An 18,348-nucleotide genomic window follows, 5' to 3' on the forward strand; every position below is an offset into this window, starting at 1 on the left:
CGCGAGGGGAAGCGTCCCGTGCCCCAGCGCCGCTCAGGCCTTGGGCGCCAGTTCGGCTAGGCAGTTGCCGATCTCGAAGCCGACCATTGACCCGTCGTAGGAGCCGCGGACCGCGTCGCGCACCGTGCGCTGGACCCGGCCCCACTGCGCGAGCACCGGGGCGATCTCGGCAACCGGGCGCTCGCGCGCCAGCCGCGCGAGCAGGCCGGGAACGATGTCGATCACCAGTTCGAGCCGGACGCGATTGCTCGTCCCGCCGACCTCGCGCGCGAGTGCTTCGCGGAGGCGATTGCCGGGGTCGCCGCCGGCCGCGATCGCGAGCAGCTTCGCCTCCATCGCCGCGACGTCGCTGTCGATCAGCGCGAGCGCCTTGCCGGGCACGCCGCCTGAGGCGGCGACGATCGCGCGCAGCTCAGCCCTGTCGGTCATCGGGCGTAGTTCGTGCAGCCACGCCGTCATGACGTCATGCTCAACCGGTTGAAAACGCAGGATTCGGCAGCGCGAGCGGATCGTCGGCAACAGACGCCCCGGCGAGTGGCTGACGAGCAGGAACAATGTCCGCGCGGGCGGCTCCTCGAGCGTCTTGAGCAGCGCGTTGGCGCCGTCGGTCTCGAGGTCGTCGACCGCGTCGACGATGATCACGCGCCAGTCGCCGAGCGACAGCGACAGGTGCAGCCGGCGGATGACGCCGCGCACCTGGTCGATGGTGATGTTGCGCGCAAGTTCCTTGCCCTTGTCCTTTGGCTGGCGCGCGAGTTGGATGATCTCGGGGTGATTGCCCGCCTCGACCAGCTTGCCCGCGGCTGCATCGCCCGGATCGTCGAGAGTGATCGCCTGCCCCGCGCCCGCCTGGCCGTGGGTGGCGAGGAAGCGCGCGACGCGCGCGGCGAAGGCCCCCTTCCCCATCCCCTGCGGCCCGGCGAGCAGCCAGGCGTGGTGCAGCCGCCCGCCCTGCCACGCTTCCAGAAATGCCTTTTCGACGTCGCTATGGCCGATCAAGGTCACAGCCACGGTTCCAGTTCGGCGAGGATCGCGGCGGTCACTGCGTCGGCGGGCGCGTCGGCGTCGATCACGCGCCAGCGGCCGGGCTCGGCCGCCGCCATTTCGGCGAAGCGCGCGGCGAGGCGGGCCTGATAGTCGGCGGGCTTGCTGCCCATGCGGTCGGCGCCCGCGGCGTCGCGCAGCGCGAGCCGCCGATCGGCCTCGCGCGCGCTGACGGTGAGCAGGAAGGTGCGGTCAGGGAGCAGGCCGAGCGAGCCGAAACCGTGCAGCGCGAGCAGATCGCCGTCGGTAATGCCGCCGCCGCCGCCCTGATAGGCGCGCGAGCTGTCGACGAAGCGGTCGCAGAGCACCCAGGCGCCGCGATCCAGCGCGGGGCGGATCGTGCGCGCGACATGGTCGGCGCGCGCCGCGGCGAAGAGCAAGGCCTCGCTCCGCGCGTCCCAGCGGTCGTCGCTGCCTTCCATCAGCAGCGCGCGGATCGCCTCGGCGCCGGCGCTGCCGCCGGGCTCGCGGGTCGCGACGACCTCGACCCCGCGCGCGGCGAGCGCGGCGGACAGCGCGCGGATCTGGGTCGACTTGCCGACCCCTTCGCCGCCCTCAAGGGTGATGAAGCGGCCGCTCACCAGCCGGTGAGCCGGTAGAATCCGGTGCGCAGCCGCCCACCGAAATCGCCTGCGCCGACATCGTTCGCGGCGAGCAGCGGCGTGACCTGCGGCGGCAGACCGTCTGGGGTGACGATCAGGTCGGCGACCCGCGTTCCGCGCGCGACCGGCGCCGGGACGGGCGAGCGGCTGCGCATCACCGCGCTGTAACCGCCGGTATAGCCGCGCGGGACCGTCATCCGCACCGGAATCGCGGCTTCGGCGAGGACGGCGGGCGCATTCCCCTGCCCCACGTCGATGCGGCCGATCTTCGCGCCCGCGGGCACGAGTTCGCGTCCTTCCCATTGCTCGAAACCCCAGGTCATCAGCCGTGCGGCCTCGTCGCGGCGCGCCTTGTCGCTCGCCATGCCGGCGACGACCATGATCAACCGCCGCCCGCCGCGTTTCGCCGAGCCGAGGAAGCAATAGCCCGCTTCGGCAGTATGGCCGGTCTTGAGCCCGTCGACCCCCTCGACGCGGCCGAGGATCGGATTGGTGTTCGGCTGGACGATCGGCTTGCCCTCGGGGCTCTTGCCGTGCTGGAGTTTCGGCAGCGAGAAATAGCGCGCATAGCCACGCGGATGCTCGCGGATCAGGCGGTCGGCGAGCAGGATCAGGTCGGCGGCGCTGACCTTCGTCACGCCACCGTCGGGCCAGCCGTTCGGCGTGCCGAAATGACTCGACCTCATGCCAAGTTTCGACGCCATCGCGTTCATTCGCTTGACGAAAGCCTCTTCGCTGCCGTCGATCCCCACCGCCAGCGCGGCGGCGGCGTCGTTGGCCGATACGGTGATCAACCCCTTGAGCAGTTCATCGACCGAGATTTTCTCGCCCGACCGCAGGAACATCGTCGAGCCGCCGTTGCTGCCGTTCCATTTCTTCCACGTCGCCTGACTGACGGTGACGATCTTGTCGCGCGGTAGCTCGCCCTTCTCGATCAGATCGAGCACGATATAGGCGGTCATCACCTTCGCCATCGAGGCGGGCGGGAAGCGCTTTTCGGCGCCGCGCGAAAAGAGGATTGCGCCCGAATCGAGATCCTTGAGCATCACGATCGGCGCCTGCGTCATATAGAGCGGGCGGCTGGCGGGCGCCGATTTCGAATGCGCATCGCCTGCCGAAGCCGCCGGAAAGGCCGCGATAAGTGCCAGCGCCGCGGCGCCGCCGATTGCGGCCCTGACGATGAAAAAGGGTCTTCGCATCGCGGCCGTCAACGGTCGCGAACGACCGCCGCGTCGCGGAAGCCCTTGTCCTTGGCCTTGCCGAGCGCGGTGCGCGCCTCGGCTTCATTGGCGAACGGCCCCATGCGGACCCGCCAATATTTGCCCGCCTTCGCCACCGTCCCGCCGACCGACTTGGCGGCGGCGGCAGCGCGCGCTTCGGTGCTGAAGGCGCCGACCTGGACCTGATAGGAGCCTGCGGCGGCGGCGGGCTTGGCGGGAACGGGCTTGGGGGCCGGCTTCGACGGCTGGACAGCGAGGCGGTCGTCGCCGGGCTTGACCTTGCCCGACGCCACCGGCGGCGCGGGCTGCGCCGCGACGGGCGCGGCGGCGGGCTTGGGTGCGGGTTGAGCCTTGAGCTTCTTGCGCAGGATCGCGAGCAGCGAGTCGGGGGTCGCGATCCGTTCGGGGACCGCGCGGCCCGCGCGAAGCTGCGCGCGTTCGGCCTGCGGCGGGTTCGTTCGGCGCACCCGCACCGCGGCTGTGCTCTCGGTGATGCCGAGCTGCCTGGCGGCGCCGCGCGACAGATCGATCAGCCGGTCGCCGACCATCGGCCCGCGATCGTTGACGCGGACAAGGATCGTGCGCCCGGTGTCGAGCGCGGTGACCTCGACATAGCTTGGCATCGGCAGCGTTCGGTGCGCGGCGCTGATGCCGTCGGGGTCGAAGATTTCGCCATTGGCGGTCGGCTTGCCGGCGCGTTCGTCGCCATACCAGCTCGCATAGCCGACATCGTCGTAATCGGGGATATCGACGGGCGTGTAAGTGACCCCGGCGACGGTGTAGGGCTCGCCGAGCTTGACCGGCGTGTCGCTGACCCGTTCGACCAGCGGCGCGGGCGCCGGACCCGCGGCGGGTCCGCCTTCGCGCTTGCCGTCCGTTACCCCGCATCCCGAAAGCAGCAACGCCGCCCCCGCGATCAGGGCCCCCTCCCTAACGATCGATTTCATCCGCCAGCAACCCCACAGACAATGCGTAAAAGTTGGAACAATTATAGTCCAATATCGCACGATAGTTGCCAGTCAGCAAATAAGCGGTTTTTCCCGGGCCGTCGGGTTCGAGCAGGGTCGCCTGCACCTGCCCGTCGGGCCAGCGGCCGCTGAGCGTCTGAAAACCGTCGGCGCGCCATTCGGCCATCGAGCGCCAGCGGCTGTAGCGCGCGAAGACGCGCGGGCAGCGCGTCGGCTGCAGGCGGCTCGCCATCGCGGCGCGGTTATAGCCCGCGGGCACCTGCACCGCGACGCCCCATGGCTGCCCCGCCCGCCAGCCGGCGCGGCGCAGATAGGCGCCGATCGATTCGATCGCGTCGGCCTCGCTCGACCAGATGCGCGCGACGCCGTCGCCATCGCCGTCCTCGGCCACTTGCAGATAGACCGAGGGGAGGAATTGCGGATAGCCGAAGGCGCCGGCCCAGCTTCCCTTGAGCACGTCGCGCGGCACGCCCTTTTGCACCATTTCGAGCGTCGCGATAAATTCGGGCTCGAACAAGGTGCGGCGGCGCCCTTCATAGGCGAGCGTCGCCAGCGCCTCGGGCAGATCGAAATTGCCCGTTACCGCACCATAAGCGGTTTCGTGCCCGAAGATCGCGATCATGATGCTCGTCGGTACCCCGGTGCGCTGCTCGATGCGCGACAGCAGGGGTAGCAGCCGGTCGTGGACGCGCCGCCCGCCGTTGATCCGCGCCGCATCGACATGTTTCACGCGATAGGGCGCGAAAGCCGGGATCGGCGTGTTCGGGTTCGGCGGCGCGCCGAGATTGTCGCGGTCGAGCGCAATGACGCGAGGGTTGTAGCGCAGTCCCGACGTCACCCGATCGAAGGTCGCGCGCGAAACCCCGCGCGCCTGAGCTTTCGGCCACAACGACTGGACATAGGCGTCGAACCCGGCATCGCCGCCGCTCTGGGCGTACAGCGGACCCGACATCACCATCGACCAGGCCGAGAGGGTGAAGCCCAGCAGGCTGGAAAGACGACCGATTCTGAAACCTCTAGCGTGCATCATGTCCCACCCCATAGAATCGGATTGAACCAGATGCACGCGGCTTCGCCATCCGCCGCGAGACAGGTCGAGTCATTCGCGCGGCGAACCGAGCCGTCGATCTTTTGCTTGCCGCGGGGGCGCCGCGCGCTATGTCGGCGGCAGCGGACAGGTGGCCGAGTGGTTTAAGGCAGCGGTCTTGAAAACCGCCGTGGGTGCAAGCTCACCGTGGGTTCGAATCCCACCCTGTCCGCCACCTTCTTTTTAATGCGCGACTTTATCGCGAGCGGCGATTTTGGGGTGGAAGGCTGCCCCTTCCTAGCTTTCGTCATCCCGGACTTGATCCGGGATCCATTCTCTCAGCGCCAGATAAATGGATCCCGGATCAAGTCCGGGATGACGATGTAAGATGGGGCAGTCCGGCCATTCAACTCGTCATCGACGAATGTAATCTGGGCGTCGCCTCCCTTCCTACCCCGCGTCGTGAAAGATCACGCCCAGCGTGAAGCGCTCGCCGCGGCGGATTTCGCTGACGCCATGGCGCAGCTTGACGCGATAGGGGCCGCGGCTGCCCTGACGCGGGGCTTCGTTGACCGCGAAGATCACCGCGTCGCCTTGCTTCAGCGGCACGACGTGTGGGCGCGACTGCATCCGCGGGCGCTGTTCGGTGAGGACGAATTCGCCGCCGTCGAAATCCGCGCCCGGCCGCGACAGCAGGATCGCGATCTGGAACGGGAAATGGAGTTCGCCGTACAAATCCTGATGCAGGCAATTATAATCGCCGGCGCCATAGCGAAGGATCAGCGGCGTCGGGCGCGACTGGCCCGCGAGCGCACATTGCGCGAGGAAGGTGGCATGGTCGGCGGGATAGAGCGATGTGCGTCCAAGCGTCGCCGCCCAATCGTTCGCGAGCCGTGCCAGCGGCGGATAGAAGGCTGCGCGAAGGGCCGCGACGGGATCGGGAAGCGGATAGCGGTAATAGCGATATTCGCCGCGGCCGAAGCCGTACCGCTGCATCGAGATCGTGCTGCGATAGAGGGTGTCCGCCGCATAATCGGCCCTGAGCGCGGCGCATCGGGCCGCTGGCAGCAGGCCGGGAACAACATGCCAGCCTCTGTCCCCGAGATCGGTTGCGAGCGCTTCCCTATCGAGACCGGCTACGCTGCGGGAGATGTCGTGGGTCGGCATGATCGTCTTTCAGTCGAGGCGGATATCGGCCCCTATCCGCGGCACGACGGCACTCCGCCCCGTTTCTTGCGATCAAATTTCTTTCAAGGCTGGCGCGCGGTGCCTCCGTCTTGAGGTCGGTTCCGGGAACACCCGGTCGACATCAAAAGAGGGATTTCATGCGCACGACCTTGCTGGCCTCCACCTGCCTTGCCGCCGTTCTTTCCACCACCGCTCATGCCGAAACGAGCATCAGCACCGCGACCACCACGCCGGTGCGCACCTCGACGGTAAAGTCGGGCGCCGCCGACGATGTGAAGATCACCTCGGCGGGATCGGTCAAGCCGACCAGCGGCACCGCCGTCACCATCGACAGCAACAACAAGCTGACCAACGACGGCACGATCCAGATCACCAATTCGGACGGCGCGACCGGCATCTTCGCGAACGCCGGCGTCAGCAGCACGATCACCAATTCGGCGACCGGCAAGATCATCATCGACGAAAGCTATGCGCCGACCGACATCGACAAGGACGGCGACATCGATGGACCCTATGCGGTGGGCAGCGGCCGCACCGGCATCGCGACCGGCGGCGCCTTCACCGGCAGCATCGTCAACAGCGGCGAGATCACGATCGAGGGTAATGACTCGGCGGGCATTCGCCTCGGCGGGCCACTGACCGGCAATTTCACCAACGACGGAAAGATTTCGGTGCTCGGCGACAATGCGCTCGGCGTCGGTTTGCAGGACGTGACCGGCAATGTCCGCCTGGCCGGCACGATTACCGCGGTCGGCGAGAATGCCATCGCCGCGCGGCTCGCCGGCAACGTCAACGGGGCGCTCGTCGTGCAGGGCACGCTGACGTCGACCGGCTATCGCTATACCACGGTCCCGACCGACCCGTCGAAGCTCGACGCCGACGACCTGCTGATCGGGGGGCCGGTGCTGTCGATCGAGGGCAATGTCACCGGCGGCATCGTCGTCGCGGTGCCCCCGAAGGACACCAAGCCCGACGACAAGGACGAGGACAAGGACGGTATCGAGGATGCCAAGGAGGGATCGGGCGCGATCCAGTCCTATGGCTCGGCGCCTGCGCTTCGCATTGGTTCGGCCAGCCAGGACATTGCGATCGGCGCGGTTGCGGGCACGGGGACCGGCCTGGGCCTGATCATCGACGGCACCGTCACCGGCAACGGCCTCTATGTGGGCAAGGACGCGGCCGCGATCCAGCTCGGCGGCATGGGCCGCAACGTGACGATCGCCGGCGGGGTCGGGATCAGCGGCGGCGTGTCGGCGATCTCGAACGGCGCGTCGGCGACGGCGATCCGCGTCGGCAGCGGTGCGACTACTCCCGAAATCCGCGTCGCGGGCAAGGTCGAGGCATCCGGCGGCAAGGAAGCCTCCGCCATCTCGACCGGCATCCTCGTCGAGGCGGGCGGCGACGTCGCTCTCATCCGCAACAGCGGCGTGATCAGCGCGAAGGCGGCGGGCGATGCCGGCACCGCGCGCGCGATCGTCGATCTGTCGGGCACCGTCGATGCGATCGAGAACAGCGGAACGATCAGCGCCACCGGCGCGCTCGCCACCTCGGACCGCAACATCGCGATCGACCTGTCGGCGAACGGCAATGGCGCGACGGTCAAGCAGACCGCGGTCGCCAGCGGCATCGCCGCGCCGAGCATCGTCGGCGACGTCCGCTTTGGTGGCGGCAACGACCTGTTCGACATCGCCGACGGTTCGGTGAAGGGAAACAGCTACTTCGGCGGGGGCGACAACCGCCTGAACCTGTCGGGCGACGCCACCTATGCGGGCAATGCGCGCTTTGGCGCCGGCAACGATACGATGACGCTCGCCGGCACGTCGGTGTTCAGCGGCACGGCCGATTTCGGCGGCGGCAGCGACATGCTGACCATCGGCGGCACGTCGCGCTTTTCGGGCAGCCTCGCCAATGCGCAGGGACTGGCGGTGTCGGTCGACGGCGGCACCTTCGACGTCAGCGGCGCGGCCTCGATCGCTTCGCTTGCGGTCACCAACAAGGGTGTGCTGGCGGTAACGCTCGACGACGGCAGCACCGGCACCGCGCTGACCGTCGGGGGCACCGCCAGTTTCGGTGCGGACTCGAAACTCGCGCTCAAGCTGTCGAGCCTCGAGGAGGCCGAGGGCAACCACATCGTGCTGACCGCCGGGACGCTGACCGGCGCCGATAATCTGACCACCGAATCGACGCTGCTGCCCTTCCTCTACAAAGGCACGCTCAGCTCGAATGCCAATCAGCTCGTCGTCAACGTGGCGCGCAAGAGCAGCACCGAACTGGGCCTCAACCGGTCCGAAGCGGGCGCCTTCGACGCGGTGATCGATGCGGTGACCGCCGACCAGAAGGTCGAGGACGTGTTCCTCGGCATCACCAACGGCGATCAGTTCCACAACCAGCTTCGCCAGATGCTGCCCGAGCATGAAGGCGGGGTGTTCGAGACTGTCACCTCGGGCTCGCGCGCGCTGGCGCGGCACCTGCAGGATCCGAACGCGCCGTTCCAGGACGAAGGCAAGTGGCGTTACTGGGTCAACCAGGCCGTGTGGGGCACCGCAAAGGGCGTCGGCCAGACCGCGGGCTACAATGTCAGCGGCTGGGGCCTGTCGATGGGTGCCGAGATCAAGAGCGACGTCGGCAACTTCGGTGGCTCGATCGCTTTCCTGAGCGGCAAGGACGGCAACAGCAGCAACGACAATGAAGTGTCGTCGAGCCAGTTCGAAGGGTCGCTCCACTGGCGCCTGCAATCGGACGGCTGGCTGGCGAGCGCCCGCGTGTCGGGCGCGCCGATCAGCCTGAAGGGGACGCGCTTCTTCCGCGCCGACGCGGGGGCCGAGGATATCGAAAAGACGATGCGCGGCAAATGGGACGCGACGCTCTATTCGGCGTCGGGCTCGGTCGCCAAGGACGCGCGCCTCGGCGGGCTGACGATCCGCCCCACCGTCGCGGTCGACTATTACAAGCTGAAGGAAGACGGCTATGCCGAATCCGGCGGCGGCGACGCGCTCGACCTGACCGTGCAGGACCGCAGCAGCGACGAACTGGCGGTGTCGGGCACGGTGGCGCTTGGCCTTCAGTTCGGCGGCACCGACGAATATGACGGCTGGACGCGCTTCGAACTCGAAGGCGGGCGGCGCCAGATCGTCGGCGGCTCGCTGGGCGCGACCGTCGCGTCGTTCAAGGACGGCACGCCCTTCACCCTGGTTCCAGAGGATCGCACGAGCGGCTGGGTCGGCCGTTTCCGCGGCATCGCCGGCAATTCGGCCTTTCAGGTCGCCGGCGAAGTGTCTGCGGAAGAACAGCAAAGCCACATCGGCTGGGCGTTCCGTGCGAGCCTGCGGGTCGGCCTTTAATCCCCCATTGGCCGGTCCCGCAGCAAGGGGGAAGCCCCTCCCTACCCCCGCTTCCCCCTTGCCAAGGCTCAAAGGATGAAAAGGAGATGACGATATTTCAGGCCGCTCTTGCCCGCCATGCCGGCCCCGCCATGCCGACGCGGTTGCATGGTGCGCGCCGGGCGCTATATGGCGGCATCATCAGGGGGCCGAACAGCGCGCGCCGATGGGGCGCGGGCCGACAGACAATGGCATTCCGCGGCAAGCAATCCATGACCGATGCGAGTGATCGAACCGACGCCGTCCAGGGCATCGAAGGTGTGTTGCTCGCCAACCGCGAGCGCATCGTCCGCTTTCTGGACGTGCGCGGCGCGGGTGATGCGGCCGAGGATCTGTTTCAGGATTTGTGGATGCGGCTGACCGAACGCGGCATGGGGCCGATTGCCGAACCGCTTGCCTATGTCATGCGCGCGGCGAACAATCTGATGCTCGACCGCTATCGTTCGGCGCGGCAAAGCGCGCTGCGCGATGCGGCGTGGAGCGACGCGTCGATCGCCGAAGGTCCATCCGCTGAAACGGCGCTGATTTCGCGCGAGCAACTGGCGCTGGTCGAACAGGCGATCGCGGCGACCGGCGAGCGGCCGGCGCGCATCTTCCGCCGCTTTCGCGTCGACGGCGTCCAGCAGCGCGAGATCGCGGCCGAAATCGGCGTCAGCCTGAGCACCGTCGAAGCCGATCTGCGCAAGGTCTATGCCGCGATCGCCCGGACCCGGAGGCAGTTCGATGTTTGACGATGCGAAAACCGCCGCCGAGGCCCGCGCAAGCGGCTGGATCATCCGGCAGCGCGACCCCGCGTTCGATGATTGGGACGGTTTCGCCGACTGGCTGGCCGAAGACCCCGGACATGCCGATCTTTATGACGCGCTCGCGAGCCTGGACCGCGACCTGGATGCCCTGCCGTCCGAGCGTGCGCCTTCGGTGGTGATCCGCCCCGAAACGCCGCGCCGCCCGTCGCGGCGCCTGTGGCTGGGCGGTGCGGTTGCGGCCGCGCTCGTCGCCGTGATCGCGCTGCCGCAGCTTGGCCTGTTCGGCGATGCGAACCGGATCGAAACGGCGGCGGGCGAGCATCGCTCGATCACGCTCGCCGACGGGTCGAGGATCGAGATCAACGGCGCCTCGGTCGTCGAACTCGACAAGGATCGGCCCCGCTTCGCGCGACTGGAATCGGGCGAAGCGATGTTCCATGTCGTCCACCGCGAAAGCGATCCCTTCGTTGTCGAGGCGGGGGCTGCGCGCATCGTCGATCTCGGTACGGCGTTCAACGTCGTCCGCCGCGAGCGCCGGACCTCGGTCGCAGTGTCCGAAGGCGTGGTACTCTACAACCCTCAGCGCGACAAGGTCCGCGTCACCGCCGGGCAAGCGATCGAGGCTGGCGATACAGACAGTAAGCCGCCGCAGGTCCATCCCGTCGATGTCGCCAATGTCGGCGGCTGGCGCACCGGGCTGCTCGTCTATAACGACGCGCCGCTCACCACCGTTGCCGAGGATCTGAAGCGCACGGCGGGAATCGAGGTCGCGGTTGCCCCCGGCGCCGAAGGGCAATCCTTCCGCGGTGCGCTGATCATCGACAAGGATCGCGCGCGCACCGTCGCCGATCTGGCCGCACTATCGGGCACGGTTGCCGAACGGCGCGGCAATGGCTGGGTGCTGACACGCTAGCCATGGCGCGCTGGCAAACGTCCCTGCTGGTTCTCGCGCTCGTTGGCCTGCCGGCGCAAGTCGCGGCGGCCGAGGAGCGGGCGTTCAACGTGCCGGGCGGCGCGCTGTCGACGGCGCTGCCGCAGCTCAGCCGGCAGGCGGGCGTCAGCATCAGCGTCGCCGATGCGCGCCTGTGGCAGGCCGACGTCAGGCCGGTGCGCGGGCGCATGGACGTGCAGGACGCGTTGAAGCAGATGTTAGCGGGAACCGACGCCCGTGCGGTGCGGGTCAATGCGACAAGTTGGCGGATCGAGCGCCGCGCGCCGCCCCCGAAAGTCGCACATCGCCTGCTGCCGCGTGCCGCGCCGCAACCGCGGGCGCGCGAACCGGCACCGGTCGTCGCGTCGGCGGATGAGACGATCATCGTCACCGCGACCAAGACCGACCTTCCCTATTCGCATTTCGCAGGCGTCGCCACCCGGCTGGATGGCGACGATCTGGCGTTCGGCGGCGAGCGCGGAACCGACTCGATCCTGTCGCGCGTCGCGACGATCTCCTCAACCTATCTGGGGGCGGGCCGCAACAAGCTGTTCATCCGCGGCATCGCCGATTCGAGCTTTACCGGCCCGACGCAGGCGACGGTCGGGCAATATCTGGGCGACGTCCGGCTGAGCTACAACGCGCCCGATCCCGACCTGCGCCTCTACGACATCGACAGCGTCGAGGTGCTCGAAGGGCCGCAGGGAACGCTCTATGGCGCGGGATCGCTCGGCGGGATCATCCGTTCGGTCCCCAAGGCGCCCGATCCGCGCGAAACTCGGTTGCAGGCGATCGCCGGGGTTTCGGCGACCCAGCACGGCGACCCCGGCGGCGACATCGCGGGAATCGTCAACGTCCCCGTCGGCGATGGCGGCAGCGCGGTGCGCCTGCTCGGCTATATGCTGACCGACGGCGGCTATATCGACAATCCATTGCTCGGAAAGAATGACGTCAATCGCACCCATATATGGGGCGGCCGTGCCGCCGCGCGGATCGAGGCGGGCGACAATTGGACGATCGACCTCAGCGGTGTCTATCAGGCGATCACGTCCGACGATGCGCAATATGCCGACAAGGATGCGCCGCCGCTGACGCGCAGTTCGCTGGTCGAGCAGAATGCGCGGACGCGCTACGGGCTCGGCACGATCGTCATCCAGAAGGACTGGGACGGCCTGCACTTTCAGTCGTCGAACGCCGTCGTCAGCCACCGGCTGTTCGAACGGTTCGACGCCGGGAAGCCGGGCGAGGATCCCCGCATTCTCGATCAATATAACCGCACCCGCATGTTCGTCAGCGAAACGCGGCTGTCGCGTCCCTTCGTCGACGGCTTCGGCTGGGTGATCGGCGCCAGCGTCATCGACAACCGCACCCGCCAGCGGCGCCAATATGGCACCACGCTGCTGCGCGCCGCGGTGCCGGGCGTGACCAACGAGATCACCGAGTTCACGGGCTATGCCGAGGCGACGCTCGAACTGCTGCCGCATGTAATCGCCTCGGCGGGCGGGCGGATTTCCCATGCGCGTCTCGGCGGCGAAGCCGATAGCGTCCCGCTTGCCATCGCCATGGCCGGACGCGCAACGACCGCGCATCGCACCGAAACCGACCTCCTTCCCTCTTTCTCGCTGCTCGCGACGCCGTTCGAGAATCTGCGCCTCTATGCCCGCTATCAGGAGGGATTCCGCCCTGGCGGCCTTGCCATCGACGGCGATTTCGTGCGCCGGTTCCGCAACGATCAGGTGCGGACCTGGGAAGGCGGAATCCGCTTCGGCGAAAAGGGGCGGACCCCGTTCGACGCAAGCGTTTCGGTGTCGCACACGCGCTGGCGCGACATCCAGGCGGATTTCATCGATGGCAACGGCTTTCCGACGACCGCCAATATCGGCAACGGCCGGATCACGAGCATTTCGGGTGCGGTTGCCTTCCGGCCGGTCGCCGCGCTCTCCTTCGATCTCGGTGCGGTCTATAACCACAGCCGCGTCGACGAACTATCCCCATTGGCGATGGCCGCCTTCGCCGACGCCCCGGCCAAGCTGGGACGCATCCCCAATGTTGCGAGCCATGCGGTGCGAGGGGCGGTGACCTATGTCGCGCCCGTCGGAGCCGATGCCGAGCTGCGCGTCAACGGCTGGGCGAATTATATCGGGCCGTCGCGGCTGGGCATCGGTCCGGTGCTCGGCGAGGGCCAGGGGGATTATGTCGACACCGGCCTCGCGCTGCGCCTCGGCACCGAACATCGCGGCCTGTCGCTGACGCTGACCAATTTGTTCGACGCGCGCGGCAATCGCTTCGCGCTCGGCACACCGTTCGTCGAGGGCGGCGCGGGCTATATCACCCCGCTCCGCCCCCGGACGATCCGGATTGCTGTTGACGTGGCTTATTAAAGCGCCGCGCGCTTAATCTGCACCGCCCCTTATCCGTTCGTGTCGAGCGAAGTCGAGACACCCATCGGCCTTGCGCCGTTCCGATGGGTGTCTCGACTTCGCTCGACACGAACGGGACGGTGAGTCAGATATACGTTAGAATTCGTCATTGCGAGCGGAGCGAAGCAATCTCCAGTCCACGCCCTTTCAGGACGACAGCTGGAGATTGCTTCGTCGCTGCGCTCCTCGCAATGACGAATGTTGATCAATCCGCCAGAGCGATGCGCTCGTAGCGGTCAAGATGATAGTCGGCGCTGCCGAACTGGCCCTCGATCATCGTCGCGCGCTTGAAATAATGGCCGATGGCGAGTTCCTGGGTGATGCCGATGCCACCGTGGGTCTGGATCGCGTTCTGGCCGACGAATTTGGCGCCGCGCGCGACCTTGCTCTTGGCTGCCGACACCGCCGCCATGCGCTCGCTTGCGGGCAGGCCCAGCTTCAGCGTCCCCATGATCGTCATCGATCGCGCCTGCTCGACCTCCATGAACATGTCGACCATGCGGTGCTGGAGCACCTGGAACTTGGCGATCGGCACGCCGAACTGCTTGCGCTGCTGCGTATATTCGAGCGTGCCTTCGTGAAGCTTCTGCATCACGCCGGTCGCCTCGGCGCACACCGCGATGGTCGCTTCGTCGACGATCTGCTCGATCAGCGGCAGGCCGGTTCCCTCGCCGCCGAGCAGTGCGTCGCCGGGGACTGCGACATTCTCGAAATAGATTTCAGAGGCGCGGTTGCCGTCGACGGTCGGATAGTCGCGGCGGACGATACCCGGAAGATTGGCGTCGATCAGGAACAGCGACACGCCGTCCGTGTCGCGCTGGCCGCCGCCGGTGCGCGCGGTGACGAGCAGATGCGTCGCCCACGGCGCGGCATAGACGACGCCCTTGTGGCCGTTCAGCACATAGCCCGCGCCGTCCTTCTTCGCAGTGGTGCGCAGGTTGGCCAGGTCGTAGCGGCCCTGCGGCTCGGCATAGGCGAAGGCGACGATCGCATTGCCCGCGATGATTTCGGGGATCATCGCATCGGCCTGCGCGCCGCCGACAGCCTTGAGCGCGCCGCCCGCGATGACGACGGTCGGCAGATAGGGCTCGATCGCGATGACCTTGCCCAGTTCCTCCATGATGATCGCATTTTCGAGCGCGCCGCCGCCAAGACCGCCCTGCTCTTCGCTGAACGCCGCGCCGAGCATCCCGAGCTCCTGCGCGAGCGCGGTCCAGATCGCGGGATCGCGGCCCATATCGCCATTGATGAACTTCTGGCGGGTTTCGAAATCATAGGTGTCGGCCAGAAAGCGCGACAGCGTGTCGCGGATCATGTCCTGCGTTTCGGTGTAGGTGAAATCCACTATCTTATCCTCTATTCCACCGTCATCCCGGCGAAGGCCGGGATCTCGCCGCCGCATCATGGCGAGAGGTCGAGATTCCGGCCTGCGCCGAAATGACGTCGATTATTCGATCAAAGGCCGAGCACCATCTTCGCGATGATGTTGCGCTGAATCTCGTTCGATCCGCCATAGATCGTCGTCTTGCGGACGTTGAAATAGGTCGGCGCGGCGCGATGGGCGTAATCGGGCCCGATCGGATGCTCGTTGTCGCCTTCCCCGAAGCCGCGGAAATAGGGCGCGCCATAATGGCCGACCGCTTCCAGCGTCAGTTCGGTCAGGCGCTGCTGGATTTCGGAGCCCTTGATCTTGAGCAGGCTCGATTCGGGTCCCGGCCCCTTGCCGGCATTGGCGCCGGCGAGGCTACGCAATTCGGTGAATTCGAGCGCGGTCAGGTCGATTTCGAGTTCGGCCATCTTGCGCTTGAAGAAGGGATTCGCGAGCAGCGGCCGATCGCCGTCGAGTTCGGTGCGCGCGATCGCCTTCACCTTCTCGACTCCGCGCTTCGACGCCGCGACGCCGGCGATGCCGGTGCGTTCGTGCGCGAGGAGGAACTTGGCGCAGGTCCAGCCCTTATTCTCTTCATAGACGCGCTGGTCGACGGGGACGCGGACATCCTCGAGGAACACCTCGTTCACTTCATGCTCGCCGCCGAGCGTGATGATCGGGCGAACGGTGATGCCGGGCGATTTCATGTCGATGAGGAGGAAGCTGATGCCTTCCTGCTGCTTGGCATCCTTGTCGGTGCGGACGAGGAAGAAGCCCCAGTCGGCATATTGCGCCATCGTCGTCCAGGTCTTTTGCCCGTTGACGACATATTCGTCGCCGTCCCGCACGGCGGCAGTACGCAGCGACGCGAGATCGGAGCCCGAACCGGGTTCCGAATAGCCCTGACACCACCAATCCTCACCCGACAGGATGCGCGGCAGGAAGCGCGCTTTCTGCTCGGGGGTGCCGAAGGTGTAGATGACGGGGCCGACCATCGCGAGGCCGAAGGGCATCAGGCGGACGCAGTCGGCGCGTGCGGTCTCTTCCGACCAGATGAAGCGCTGCGTCGGCGTCCAGCCGGTGCCGCCATATTCGACCGGCCAGGCGGGCGCGACCCATCCCTTTTTGTAGAGGATCTTGTGCCAGGAGAGGAAATCCTCCTTGCTGAGCTCGTCGCCCTCATCCTGCTTGCCGCGCAGTTCGGCGGGGTAATTTTCGGCGATGAACTCGCGCACTTCCTTCTGGAAGGCGAGGTCTTCGGGGCTGAACTCCATGTCCATTATCGATTCTCCCATTGGGCCATGGCGCCCTTATAGGAGGCGCTCACGTTTACGTAAAGGTAAGTTGCAGGCCGCAACGCTTTATGAAAGACTGCGCCCAGCTTTGCGGCTTGTCCAGAGAGACGAGGCGAGAACATCGGGCGGGAGGGGATGATGAAGAAGAGCTTGCGGGCGCTGACGGCGCTCTTGCTGCTATTGGTCGTCGCGGGGGGCGCGGCGATGCTGTTCCAGCGGCCGATCGGCCTGTGGCTCTATCAGCGCGGGCTCGACAGCCAAGCGGGGCGCGACAATCTGGCGAAGCTGCCCGATGGCTTGCATGTCGGGCTGTGCGGCACCGGGTCGCCGCTGCCCAACCGCGACCGTGCGGGCGCCTGCACCGTGGTGATCGCGGGCAAGGCGATGGTCGTCGTCGATGCCGGCGAAGGCGGCGCGCGCAACATCGCGCTGATGGGCCTGCCCAACGGCCAGATCCGCGCTTTGTTCCTGACCCATTATCATTCGGACCATATCGACGGCCTGGGTCCGATGATGCTGCTGCGCTGGACGGGGAGCGGCAACAAAAGTCCCCTCCCCGTCTATGGCCCGACCGGGGTCGAGGCGGTGGTCGGCGGCTTCGACGCGGCCTATGCCGCCGACAACGGCTATCGCACCGCGCACCATGGCCCAGTGATCACGCCGCCAGCAGCCGCGGGTGCGACGGCGATGCCGTTCGCGGTGCCGACGGGGCCGGTCGTGGTCTATGAAGCCGACGGGCTCAAGGTGACGGCCTTCCCGGTCGACCATCGTCCGGTCCAGCCCGCGGTCGGCTATCGCTTCGATTACAAGGGGCGCAGCGTCGTGATAAGCGGCGATACTGCGAAATCGCCGATGGTCGAAGCCGTCGCCAGGGGCGCCGACCTGCTGATCCACGAAGCATTGCAGCCCGAAATGGTGACGATGCTCGCCGCGCGGCTGAAGGCGGCGGGACGGCCGCAGACGGCGCAGATCATGCACGACATCCTCGATTATCACGCCAGCCCGGCGCAGGCCGCCGAAAGCGCCGAGGCGGCGCGGGTGAAGATGCTGGTGCTGACCCACATCGTGCCGCCTTATCCGGGGCGCTATCTCGACGCGGCGTTCCTCGATGGCGCGAAGAGCAAGTTCGACGGGCCGCTGATCATCGGCGAGGACGGCGACAGCTATTCGCTTCCGGCCGGAAGCAAGGCGATCACGCGCGGGAACTGGTTCTAGTCACGACCACCACCGCACCCTCGCTGGCGTAAGCGCCGCGCCGCTCGGCCATCGCCAGCGTAACTGGCAGCGCCGCGCCCTCGCGTGTCACCAATGCCGAGGTCAGGCGGGCCGGGGTGCCGGTGCGGAACAGGGTTTCGAGGGCATCGAGGAAGGCCGCGCGCTCGCCCATCGCGATCAGCGCCGAAAAGCGCACGCGGCGGATCGCGGCGGGATCGACGCCGACCATCGCGGTCAGCGCCGCGTTCGCGTCTTCGACCGCCTCGCGGACAGAAATCGAAGCGCGGCCGATGGCGCCGTGCATTTCGGCCGCATCGACGAACGCGCGCCGTATGTCGTCCAGCCCCTGATCGTCCATAGCGGCGCTGACATCGCGCAGGACGATTGCACCGCCGACCGGCAGGGGCACCAGCTCGACGCGCAGCCATTGACGCGGCCGCAGCAGTCCGGGCACGTCGCCCGCAAAACGCTCGCGATGGTCGAGCAGCCGGTTCACATGCGCGAGCAGCAGATGGTTACCGAGCGCCGGCACCGCGTCGGCCAGCGGACGGCCGATCAACTCCGCCGCCGCGGTTTCAAGCATATCCGATGCCGACGGATTGATCGCCGCGATCCGGCGTTCGCGGTCGATGAGGAGCACCGCATCGCGGATCGATTCGACCAGATCGGCGAGCGAATCCCGCAGCGCCGACGAAGGCGAATTCGCATCGCCGAGCCGGCGGTAATCGTCGAGCGAGATCAGCACATGGGCATCCTTGCCGTGATGGGTGACGACCACCGGCCGCCGTGACGCCTGCAATCGCCAGTTGCCGAAGCCGCGGATGAAATCCGCCGCCGATACGCGCTGCGTTTCTCCGGTCCTTGCCATCCCTTGCCTCCCCTCGAAGCTCTTTGCTTCCTTATGGGCGGATGATGCGCCCGATGGCGGGCAAGCGGGTCCGGA

General features: G+C 67.3%; 14 protein-coding genes and 1 tRNA gene. 6 read left to right on the plus strand and 9 right to left on the minus strand.

Going from position 1 to position 18,348, the window contains the following annotated elements; translation table 11 throughout:
- Nucleotides 1–33 precede the first annotated feature (33 nt).
- From VHO04_RS12450 to VHO04_RS12470, 5 genes are read right to left on the minus strand one after another with little or no spacing between them, the layout of a single operon-like run.
- Nucleotides 34–1,011, minus strand: a complete 978-nt coding sequence (locus VHO04_RS12450) for a DNA polymerase III subunit delta' (protein ID WP_329628572.1) — start codon at nt 1,009–1,011, stop codon at nt 34–36.
- A complete protein-coding gene (gene tmk / locus VHO04_RS12455) occupies nt 1,002–1,628 on the minus strand; it encodes a dTMP kinase (protein ID WP_329628640.1) in 627 nt (208 codons plus the stop codon). Before tmk ends, VHO04_RS12450 begins: the two co-directional genes overlap by 10 nt.
- On the minus strand, nt 1,622–2,845 hold the full coding sequence (locus VHO04_RS12460; protein ID WP_329628573.1) for a D-alanyl-D-alanine carboxypeptidase family protein: 1,224 nt from the start codon (nt 2,843–2,845) through the stop codon (nt 1,622–1,624). The genes tmk and VHO04_RS12460 overlap by 7 nt, the downstream gene beginning before the upstream one ends.
- Before the next feature lie 8 nt (nt 2,846–2,853).
- Complete coding sequence (locus VHO04_RS12465) at nt 2,854–3,813, minus strand: septal ring lytic transglycosylase RlpA family protein (RefSeq protein WP_329628574.1); 960 nt, start codon at nt 3,811–3,813, stop codon at nt 2,854–2,856.
- Complete coding sequence (locus VHO04_RS12470) at nt 3,797–4,792, minus strand: lytic murein transglycosylase (protein ID WP_329628641.1); 996 nt, start codon at nt 4,790–4,792, stop codon at nt 3,797–3,799. Before VHO04_RS12470 ends, VHO04_RS12465 begins: the two co-directional genes overlap by 17 nt.
- A gap of 214 nt (nt 4,793–5,006) precedes the next feature.
- On the opposite strand from VHO04_RS12470, the gene VHO04_RS12475 reads away from it, so the two are divergent.
- Nucleotides 5,007–5,096 (plus strand) — tRNA-Ser (locus VHO04_RS12475).
- Between the two features lie 215 nt (nt 5,097–5,311).
- On the opposite strand, the gene VHO04_RS12480 is transcribed toward VHO04_RS12475, so the two are convergent.
- Nucleotides 5,312–6,028, minus strand: a complete 717-nt coding sequence (locus VHO04_RS12480) for a 2OG-Fe(II) oxygenase (RefSeq protein WP_329628575.1) — start codon at nt 6,026–6,028, stop codon at nt 5,312–5,314.
- Nucleotides 6,029–6,186: 158 nt separating this feature from the next.
- On the opposite strand from VHO04_RS12480, the gene VHO04_RS12485 reads away from it, so the two are divergent.
- The 4 genes from VHO04_RS12485 (at nt 6,187) to VHO04_RS12500 (ending at nt 13,487) form a co-directional block, all read left to right on the plus strand.
- Nucleotides 6,187–9,390: an autotransporter outer membrane beta-barrel domain-containing protein gene (locus VHO04_RS12485; protein WP_329628576.1), complete on the plus strand. Its 3,204-nt coding sequence runs from the start codon at nt 6,187–6,189 to the stop codon at nt 9,388–9,390.
- 251 nt (nt 9,391–9,641) lie between these two features.
- On the plus strand, nt 9,642–10,160 hold the full coding sequence (locus VHO04_RS12490) for an RNA polymerase sigma factor (protein WP_329628577.1): 519 nt from the start codon (nt 9,642–9,644) through the stop codon (nt 10,158–10,160).
- Nucleotides 10,153–11,088, plus strand: a complete 936-nt coding sequence (locus VHO04_RS12495; RefSeq protein ID WP_329628578.1) for a FecR family protein — start codon at nt 10,153–10,155, stop codon at nt 11,086–11,088. The genes VHO04_RS12490 and VHO04_RS12495 overlap by 8 nt, the downstream gene beginning before the upstream one ends.
- Nucleotides 11,089–11,090: 2 nt before the next feature.
- On the plus strand, nt 11,091–13,487 hold the full coding sequence (locus VHO04_RS12500) for a TonB-dependent receptor (protein WP_329628579.1): 2,397 nt from the start codon (nt 11,091–11,093) through the stop codon (nt 13,485–13,487).
- Nucleotides 13,488–13,731: 244 nt separating this feature from the next.
- On the opposite strand, the gene VHO04_RS12505 is transcribed toward VHO04_RS12500, so the two are convergent.
- Together VHO04_RS12505 and VHO04_RS12510 are read right to left on the minus strand one after the other, a co-directional pair.
- The gene (locus tag VHO04_RS12505) at nt 13,732–14,871 is read right to left on the minus strand and encodes an acyl-CoA dehydrogenase family protein (RefSeq protein ID WP_329628580.1); all 1,140 of its coding nucleotides are present in this window, start codon (nt 14,869–14,871) and stop codon (nt 13,732–13,734) included.
- 110 nt (nt 14,872–14,981) lie between these two features.
- Nucleotides 14,982–16,175: an acyl-CoA dehydrogenase family protein gene (locus VHO04_RS12510; RefSeq protein WP_329628581.1), complete on the minus strand. Its 1,194-nt coding sequence runs from the start codon at nt 16,173–16,175 to the stop codon at nt 14,982–14,984.
- Between the two features lie 150 nt (nt 16,176–16,325).
- On the opposite strand from VHO04_RS12510, the gene VHO04_RS12515 reads away from it, so the two are divergent.
- The gene (locus VHO04_RS12515) at nt 16,326–17,405 is read left to right on the plus strand and encodes an MBL fold metallo-hydrolase (protein WP_329628582.1); all 1,080 of its coding nucleotides are present in this window, start codon (nt 16,326–16,328) and stop codon (nt 17,403–17,405) included.
- Here VHO04_RS12515 and VHO04_RS12520 read toward each other — a convergent pair.
- Nucleotides 17,383–18,273 (minus strand): PAS domain-containing protein, encoded by an 891-nt coding sequence (locus tag VHO04_RS12520; RefSeq protein ID WP_329628583.1) that lies wholly within the window; start codon nt 18,271–18,273, stop codon nt 17,383–17,385. The two genes, VHO04_RS12515 and VHO04_RS12520, sit on opposite strands and share 23 nt — an antisense overlap.
- Nucleotides 18,274–18,348 lie beyond the last annotated feature (75 nt).

Source organism: Sphingopyxis sp. (assembly GCF_036261875.1).
GTDB lineage: Bacteria > Pseudomonadota > Alphaproteobacteria > Sphingomonadales > Sphingomonadaceae > Sphingopyxis.